The organism is Capnocytophaga sp. oral taxon 863 str. F0517, assembly GCF_000466425.1.
Lineage (GTDB): Bacteria > Bacteroidota > Bacteroidia > Flavobacteriales > Flavobacteriaceae > Capnocytophaga.
Window position 1 is genome coordinate 11,868 of record NZ_KE992112.1, and the last position, 9,293, is coordinate 21,160.

A 9,293-nucleotide genomic window follows, 5' to 3' on the forward strand; every position below is an offset into this window, starting at 1 on the left:
TTGGGCTATGTCAGATGCAACCACTACCAGGTGGTGGTTATAAACCCTGTCAGGCAATGGTAACTCAGTGGAGCGGTGCTTATGAGAATGTTACCTATGAAGAAAACAATGGGCACCCCCTTTTAGAGGACAGCAAAGCCACCTGCCCCATAGGTGGTAAAGACTGTATCAGCATCATCAACCACGGACAGGTGGCAGAGATAACAAACCGCAATCTACACAGTGCTGACCCTATCAAAATGGATATGATCAATCCTTTTATGGATTTTAGTAAATTCGTAAATGATAGTATTGATTCTTCTGTAAATAAGAAAATCACAAGTCTTACTTGGGTAGATAAAAATAGAGAACCTATTGATTATTTTGATGAAAAACAAAGTGTTTTTTATATACTCGCTCAAACACAGAATTACACAAAAGGAGAAACAGTTAGTATTGAGGTAGAAGAAAGTAACCAAGAAAAAATACAAGATGGAAATTATTTAATACCTTTGTCAAGTGTAGTAGAAGCTGATGGAACAGCTCTATTTGAGGTGAATATCAATGAAAAAAATACTACTATAAACCATGGATTAGCGCAAGAAAAGAAAAAAGTTATAGAAAGAAGAATTATAGCAAGAGTTGTAGGGAGTGATGTTGTTAGCAGCCTCTTAGAAGAAAGAGCAAAAATATCACCTACTATTTTGGTAACCTACGGACAAAAAATAGTAAGCAAAGATAATGATGATAAATTTGTAAAACAAACTGGTGAAGGATGTGCTAAACTATTGGGAGTGAATGCCCAGCCAGTAAGTACAGGCAAAGAACTGCTCCAAACAATGGAAAATGCTGGACGAATTGGTGCTTTTGTTTTTTGGGGACACAGTTGGAATAGAGGATTGTATTTGAAAGATAACGAAGGTTTCTATGTAGACACTATTGAAAAAATATTAGGCAGCCATCGTGATTCTCTTGATTTTGAGCTTCTTAAAGATATGAAGCAACGAACTATAAAAACCCACAAGCATTCCCTCTTTATTTTTGCTAGTTGTGGAACAGCTTTGCAACCTGCTGCAATTGAAATAGATGAAATAAAATATACATTTGATAGTTTTGCTTATGCTTTTGGTAATTATATCAATAAAGAAATAGATATCGTAGATGATGAAGTTACATATTATTATAAAATAACCACTATTGGGGCTACAGCATTATCCAATTTGTTTTGGGATAAAGAATACTTTAAAGGAAAAGTAAAAACCGATGGTGTTTTCAAAAAAATAGAAAAACTCTATAAAATTACTGTCATTCCTGAAAATAGTGAACCCCACACTAATACAGAAATAGTAGAAACTCGTGTTACGGATTTAGGTAAAAAAATAGACGTAATTAAAATTATAAAAGATTATGATCCAGAAAATATTTCTATATAGCTTACTAATAGGCGTATCCTTTTTAAGCTGTTTCAATACACCTAAAAAAACCATTTCCTTTTCTCAAAAAATAGAAACCCAAAAAGATACTATTTTAAGTAAAGAAGAGATTTATAAAAAAATAGAAGAGATTGTTAATTTGAGGATAGCAGATAAGAAAGAAGGAAAAGAAAGTTTAAGTTATTATTTTTCTAAACTAAATATAGAAGATATTTCAAGTTATAAGATAAAAACGATAATAGGTCGTTTAATAGAATTTAAATACTTGAAAGTCAGAAATAGTGGAGAATATGATCCAGAATCTTTTCCTGTATATAATTTGTCAATATCAGGTGATTTATTTCTATTAGGAATTATAAGAGGAGATATGAGCTATACGGACTTTGTATGTATAGATTCCATTGTATTAGCATTGGATAAAATTCCACAAATGCAAAATGATTCCATTCATAAAATCTGTCTTGATTTGGTAAAACGCAACAAAACAGGTGGTTGCAAATGGTAAAAATTACGCGGGTTAAATCTACCTATGAAAATAATTGAAGTAAAAATATTGCTATTCCAAAAATATTTCATACCTTTACCTCGTGCAAACAGCCAATAGAATAAAACCACAATGACCTATAAGAAACTCATTTACATATCATCACTCATCTTTACAGCTGCCTGCTCAGGAGGCAAGTATATCCGTGAGGTGCCCTATCACTATTCCACGGATAGCTTTCGCAAAGCCGCGCAAGCTCATAAGGACAGTATAGACGCCAAATACACGGAGAGCAATTACAAGGATGAGCAGCTTTCAGATGAGGAAATACGACTTAAAGAGAAGTATTCCATCATCTTAAAGACGATGCCACAGGACATACGCAATTATCCCTTGTATGCTTATATTGATGCTTGGATAGGTACGCCTTACAAACCACAGAGCTTGGATAAGAAAATAGGTGTAGATACCTCTTACTTTGTACAAGCATTATTTAGTGATGTTTACAAAGAGACTTTTCCTAAAACTGCTGATGGTATATTCCGCTCTAAAGCCTTGCAACTCTTTACAGGAAGGGATTTTTTAAAAGAAGGTGATATATTGTTTTTCAGATATTCCAAAGAACAACCCATTTCAGATGTGGGGATATACCTGCACAACGACCGTATCTTAGCCTGCACAGAGGAAGGGTTAAATATCTATGATTTTAACGACCCTTATTTTCAATTGCGCTATGTAGCTGCGGGCAGACTAAAACAAGAGAAAAAAAAGTAATGGCAACAGACTTAGAACATATCGCCCAAGAAATCACTGCTTTGAAATATGATATCAAAGCAGAAGTCCTTGTCAGCGACCTAATACAACACAAGCATATCAAAGAAAACCAGTGTATTGTAGAGAAAGAAGGGCAGTTTTCACGCAGTTATCGCTTTGATGTGTTGGACGCTTCTGTAAAGGACTATTTCTATGATGCTACTCAGATGCTTTATATAAGTCTCTCCCGTGATAGTCTCTATGATACCTTGCCTGAAGGAATGGTACACAGCAAGGATGCGGATACCTCAAAGAAGGGCATAGAGACAATGGTTAAGGAGTATCGCCAGCAAAAGGAAGAAGAGAAAGCCGCGAGATTGTTCTTTGCTCCTTTGGAGAATGAACTCTTTCAGTTTAACGTACAAACAGAAATCTTTGAGAGTTCGTTCCTAAAAGAAATCAATAGCACCCTTGCCCCTGATGTTCTGTATACCCTATGGAATGTCCCTACGAGTTTTGAAGCTGTGTTAGCCTCAAAGTTTATCAGTCTATTACCCTATGCACATAAGATTATAGGCGACCTTGATAAGACTTGCGAGGTACTATCACTGCTTATTGGTGAAGAGGTCAAGGTAAATATCAGAGAATACGACAACTATGCCGATGCCACCCAACATACCTTACTTGGGGATTGTTATTTAGGCTTAGATACGATTGCAGGTACTGACTATACAGATTACACCAAGCATTTGGACTTGCAAATAGGTCCTTTGCAGCAAACTGAGTTACCTCAGTATCTACATCAAGGAACTATTAAGCAATTTTTAGCGTTTTTTTATAGGCACTTCTTCCCTATGGAGGTAGAGGTAACCACAGAGGTGCTACTGCCCAAAGAAAAGCAATCATCAACTTTAAATGTGACAGAAAGCCCTTCCTATTTGGGATACAATACTTACCTAACAGAAATTAAAGCAGATTAATATTACAATATACTATGAACCATATAAAGAAATACTTTGGACACTTACTTGACCCGCAATTGATTATCATTGTGCTGGTTATCATTATGGGCTGTGTAGCCTTAAAGATGTTTTTTGCCTCAAAAGTAAGTGGTTTTAAGGATAAATATAAAACCAAGTTCTATATCTATGTAAGTGCAGCCGTATTTGTTTATGCGCTTGTCCCTCTAATGGGTTATAGCCGCCTTTTTATAGACAACAACCTATATGAGTTTATCTTCTATCAGATAGCCTCATTAGGACTGGGAATACTCCACTGCTTTTTATATCGTTACTACTTTAAGAAGTTTGAGTCAAAAGAGGCACTTACTGAGTATCTCTTTGCTATCCTGATAGTAGCTTTTGCAAGCATTCCATTCTTGCTTATTTATTCTTTCCTCAATGACGTAATCTTTGCTTATTGGATGTTGATGCATTTCTTGTGGTTTTTTGTACCTACCTTGCTTAATGACAGTTTTAACAGAGCTATCAGCATACCGCCTGTGGAGTACGAGTCTTGGCAGTTCCCTGCTGATTACAAACAAAGAGGAAGTATCAAGGATGAGGAAATGCGAGACTTGGTACTCATCTCTTTAGTAGTAAAGAAGGAAGAAACAGATGAGAATTTCAGTTCTTTTAGAGCTAAAGCACCCTCACGTATTGATTTTGGGAGACTTTTCTACAGTTTTGTATTAGACTACAACGAAAAACACTTTAATGAACCTATACAAACGGAAGATGACAATGGCTTGTGTCATTGGATTTTTTACTTGCAACCTAAGTGGTATGAGAAAACGCGGTTTATTATTCCAGATGGCACACTTCTTTCCAATAACATCGTTGAGAATAGTGTGATATTCTGTATACGAAAAGAAGGTGTAGACAATAAACTTAAAGAAGAGGAGGAAGAGGAAGAAACCTATGAATTTCAATAGTATAACCCTAAAATGATACACTTATGAGTAGAATATACAAGGTAAAGAAAGGGGATACCTTACAGTTGATTGCTGAGAAGCTTCAAATCTCAGTAAATGACTTGCGGCATTATCACAATATGCGTTGTGAGTTGTGGGAACTATTGGAACAAAAGCTAACCTCTAAGACAGAGCGCATTATAGTTCCTTCAGAAGAAGAACTCGCTACCTTGCAAGGACATCAAAAGGCTGTACAAAAAGAAATAGAGCGTCCTTCCCGTTATTTGGATAAGAAGTTTTATGCAAAGGACTATAAAGTAAAAGAAGTAGTCATCACCTCAGATAAGGAAGTAAAAACAGATTATTCTCTTTCTTTGCAGATGGAGAAAGCAGAGAAAGGGTGGAGTATGATTGTAAATACAACTTATGAGGAGGCTGATACTAAATTCACCGAGTTAGCAACGGCTTGTATGCAGGCGATGCAACCATTAAAATACCATCTATCCATAAATGGGGGAATCACTGATATAGAAAACCACCGAGAGATCATTGAGCGATTTGCACAAAAACGTACTGATATAGAAGGCTATTTTGAAGGTGAGTTAGCCAAAAGCTATACTGATGCTTTCTATGAAAAACTCATAGATAAGGAATATATATTAGAACGCTTACAGATGTCGTTCTTAAATCAGGTGCTCTTTCCTCGTATGGAGTGGTTTCATAAGGACAATGAAAAGTGGGAAGAGGAGTTTTGCCCTGTGCAAGGTAGTGATTTTATTCCTTATGAGTTAGAAGCAGAAGTAGTATTTGAAGAAGAGGAAATAGTAACAACTGTAAAGGGAGAGTTAAGGAGAAATTATAACTTATGGAAATTAACAGAAGGTATCAGAATGATTGATAATATAACACCTTTTGAAAGTGATTTTACAATTATGTATGTTACAGAGAGAAAATCATCGCAACTTTATGCTATAGAAGCAGTATTAGATATTTACTTTGAAAGTGAATTATATAGAAAAAATATGTTAGGAATAAATAAAAAATCTAAATTATAAGATTATGCCAGGTAAAATAACTATATCAGGTGAAGAAAATCCTCGTGTAAATGAGTCACCTCTTTATGAATTAAAAATAGGAACAAAAACTATTAAAGAGGATAATAATGTACTGTATCGTTGGGTAATGTATAGAGTAGATGAAAGAAGTCTTATTAGCAAGGAAACAAAGCGAAAAGGTGTTACTACTAAGTTTCGTATAGATCTAAAAATGTCAGGAAAAAAGTATGATATCATTGTCTATAAATTCACTTTTGTAGAAAAAACAAAAATAACTATTGAAGAGTTTTCAGAAAGAGTTTCTAATGATGAGTTAGAAAAAATATTAAATAGCAAAGATGAAAAAGGAAACATAAAAGAAGAAATTGTAGCTGAAATATTAAAAAATGAAAATAGAAATGAAAAAATAGAAGTAGAAATTGTAGCTAAGAAAACTATAGAGATCCCTGAAGAAAAAACAACAAGACATAATATAGAACCTAAAATTTTAAAAGTTGATTTTATAAAAATGGGAGATGGCGATCCTAATAAAGTAAGTTATCAAGACACTTTGCTTGTATGGGCTGAAACTCAGGATTTACAAAATAAAGAGATAACTTTTAAATTATTATGGAATAATGATAAAGAACCTAAAAAAGTTTTTAAAGCAAAAGTCGACAATAAAGGTAGAGCAGAAGTAAAAATACCTTTGTCAACACACCCAGATGTATTAGATGCTTATGTAAAAAATAAGACTTCAAAAGATAAATCAACAGAACACACTTTTAAAGTAGAAGCCAGTTTTGGAGAACCTCCAAAAACAAATGGTAAAAAAGCAACTCAAGTTAAAGGTAAAATAAAAGACGTCTACTTTATAGATAAAAATAATAAAAAGGTAACAAAAATTAAGAAAGGAGATGTCGTTAGAGTACGTATTGAATCAGAAGGAATGATTAATAAATCTTTTCAGTATTTTATATTGGAAAAGGATAAATATACCCCTGATGACTCTATAACAAGCAGTGGAGTACTCACGTTTAAAGATGATATTTTTATAGGAAGAGAGATTGAGATTGATGACGAAAAGCTTCTTTGGGGAGGAAAAGAAAGAGAGGGAGAAGACAGATATGAACAAAATTACACTATTGAAGTAAAAACATTTAGTGATAGTAAGGGATCTAAGCCTTTTCAGATTACTACTGAAGATCTTAAAGTTGAATATGGTATTTCTGCTGTAAAAGTAACTACAGGAGAAGTAAATAAGAATACTAAAACACTTCCTGCTTATGGCTTATTTTTACCTGACATTCAAATAAAAGAAGTCTATGAAGTAAAAGATGATAAAAATGTTTCTTTAGAGCCTGATAAAGAGGCAGATAAACATATAAAAGTACTTGATGAAAAAACAAGTGTAGCAACAGAATACAAAGAAAAAGATATCACAACTGTAAAACAAACCAACAGTATGATTATTCGCTTTTCTGTAACCCCAAAAGGGGGGAAGAAAGTGGGCTATTTAGGGTTGTTTTTAAGCACTAGCCACGAAGCAGAAATTCTCTATGCTAATGAGTTGTACTATAACTATAAGAATGTTTTATCTCCTAATATAGCTTCTATAACAATAAAAGAAGGCGAGATAGAAAGGCCATTTGGCTCAGGATATACAACAAAAATAAACGGGAAAGAGACCGAATTTGAGCTAAAAATAGTCTTTAATAAAGATAAGAAAATTAGTAGTGATGTGTTTATAGACATCTTTAGCAATACCAATGCTGCTCTTGCAAAACCTACCTTGTCAGGCAGTGCGTTGCATAGGTTTAAGATGAAGATAACTAAAGAAATGGTTAAAGCTACAGTTGTTGTAGTATCTGGAAAAGGAAGTAAAAAAATAGGAAACTGGGTAGTTTACAAAACAGATGTTTATAATGAAATGACAATAGAGCAATATAAAGAATATAAAAAAAATAATAGCTTACCCTCTCCAGATTTTACGACCTATCTTGCAAGAGATGCTCATTCAATAAAGAAAAAACACATACCACATTCCCCATATAGGTATGGAAAAAATAATGAAGCCCCACCAGGAGAATATTACTTGATTCAAAAAACATTTCCTACACAAAAACATTCTATGTATTTGAGTGATAAAGGGAAATATCCTGTTATTAAAGGTGTTGATGGAAAAAGAGAAGGAATTGCTATACATAAATTTTCTCCTGCTGACGCCATTGGCTGTTTAACAACAGTTAGTGGAGGCAATAACGATCCTGTGAAGAACTTATATGATTCTATAAAATACTGGGATAATGTAAAAATAATTCTTGAAGAAAGAGAAGTAGAAGAATCTAATTGGAATAACAAAAATATAGGAGAAACAAAATGGACTGGAAAATTATAATACTTTTTTTAATAGTAACTTTTAATAGCTATAGTCAAAAGATGGAAGATTATACAATTTTTAAAGACGGCGAAGTTTATATTAACTTCCGTAAATATACGCAAGAAATAATGCCTCAGATAGTTGCTGAATTAGAAAAATACAACTATAAAAAACCTTCTGAAGAGCACTATAAGCAAGTAATACACTCTTTTATCAATAAAGAATTGCTACCACAAAATATAGTGGTGCTGAATGATGATCTCTGTCCATTTATTGCTATTAAAGATAAGAGAATCATATTTACAGAAGGAGATGAAGTAGATGTAGATGGACTTAAGTTATTTCACCTTAATCAGTATCTCTTCTATAAAGATCTAAAGTCCTTAGAATGGCTAAAAGATAATCATGCAGATATGTTATCAAATTTTGTAGTTACTTTCGGTGTTTATAGAGATAAAACACTACTAAAATGGTATCTTGATGAAAATATTAATAATAGAACTGGTATACAATCGTTATTTTATTATGAGAAGAATATGCGCCAATTTATAAGAAAAGAGATGGTGTTAGCGGTCGATAAAATGTTACGAGGGACTCCTAACGAACACGATTTTGCTATTAATGCGGCGAAATACTATGTTCAAAGATATTCTCACGACTTCGATAACCCCAAGGAAATAATTGATTTCTTATTTAATTCTTCAAGAGGTTATTATATAGAAGATCCTGATGGATACTCTAATATAAGGGCGGATAAGAGTACTTCTTCTAAAATTCTAAGTAGAATAAAATCAGGCGAAAAAATAGATGTATTAGATGATACAAGCAATTGGTATCTGATAAAAACTAAAGAAGGATTAAAAGGATATGTACACAAAAGCAGAATAAAAATTAAATAATTTATCCTAAAAACCCTTACCTTTGCAAATTAAAAATAAACAAGATAGAACAATGAACAATCTACTCACCCATTATCCTGTAAATTGGATAGACGGAATGAAGCTAAGTAGCAGCCATTTTATTGCTGTGCAGGATTTTGTTACCGACAGCCTTAGAGATGCCATAGCCCTGCAAACCACAGACCTTAACTATGGCTTACAGCCTATGGCTGGCGATGCCTTCAAGATGCACGTGCTGATGGATCACTACAATCAGCTGCAACTAACCCTTGAAGAATGCCACGCTGTTACTCCTAATGGAATACGCATACAGATAAGTACCTCACAAGAAGGACAAACCTTAACGCTAAGCAAGGATATGACAGAGATGAAGGGTAATGCCACCTTCTCTGTGTTTATCACCGCTGAATTGTTTAAAC

At 33.8% G+C, this 9,293-nt stretch carries 8 protein-coding genes and 1 pseudogene; all 9 read left to right on the plus strand.

The window, feature by feature from the left end:
- Nucleotides 1-1,412, plus strand: a 1,412-nt coding sequence (locus tag HMPREF1551_RS14170) for a PAAR-like protein (RefSeq protein ID WP_021627717.1), incomplete at its 5' end; no start/stop codon positions are given.
- Complete coding sequence (locus tag HMPREF1551_RS03795; protein WP_021627718.1) at nt 1,387-1,917, plus strand: hypothetical protein; 531 nt, start codon at nt 1,387-1,389, stop codon at nt 1,915-1,917. The genes HMPREF1551_RS14170 and HMPREF1551_RS03795, both read left to right, overlap by 26 nt.
- A 111-nt stretch (nt 1,918-2,028) precedes the next feature.
- Complete coding sequence (locus HMPREF1551_RS03800) at nt 2,029-2,670, plus strand: C40 family peptidase (protein ID WP_021627719.1); 642 nt, start codon at nt 2,029-2,031, stop codon at nt 2,668-2,670.
- Nucleotides 2,670-3,629 carry a type VI secretion system baseplate subunit TssG gene (locus HMPREF1551_RS03805; RefSeq protein WP_021627720.1) on the plus strand — a complete coding sequence of 320 codons (960 nt, stop codon included), beginning with the start codon at nt 2,670-2,672 and terminating at the stop codon, nt 3,627-3,629. The genes HMPREF1551_RS03800 and HMPREF1551_RS03805 overlap by 1 nt, the downstream gene beginning before the upstream one ends.
- A gap of 14 nt (nt 3,630-3,643) precedes the next feature.
- On the plus strand, nt 3,644-4,582 hold the full coding sequence (locus HMPREF1551_RS03810; RefSeq protein WP_021627721.1) for a TssN family type VI secretion system protein: 939 nt from the start codon (nt 3,644-3,646) through the stop codon (nt 4,580-4,582).
- 23 nt (nt 4,583-4,605) lie between these two features.
- Nucleotides 4,606-5,616, plus strand: coding sequence for a LysM peptidoglycan-binding domain-containing protein (locus HMPREF1551_RS03815; protein ID WP_021627722.1), 1,011 nt, complete (start codon nt 4,606-4,608; stop codon nt 5,614-5,616).
- 4 nt (nt 5,617-5,620) lie between these two features.
- Entirely contained in the window at nt 5,621-7,993 is a 2,373-nt protein-coding gene (locus HMPREF1551_RS13110) for a hypothetical protein (RefSeq protein ID WP_021627723.1), read from the plus strand.
- Between the two features lie 41 nt (nt 7,994-8,034).
- Complete coding sequence (locus HMPREF1551_RS03825) at nt 8,035-8,874, plus strand: SH3 domain-containing protein (RefSeq protein ID WP_196800706.1); 840 nt, start codon at nt 8,035-8,037, stop codon at nt 8,872-8,874.
- A gap of 52 nt (nt 8,875-8,926) precedes the next feature.
- Nucleotides 8,927-9,293 (plus strand): annotated as a pseudogene (locus HMPREF1551_RS03830) (hypothetical protein); the annotation flags it as partial.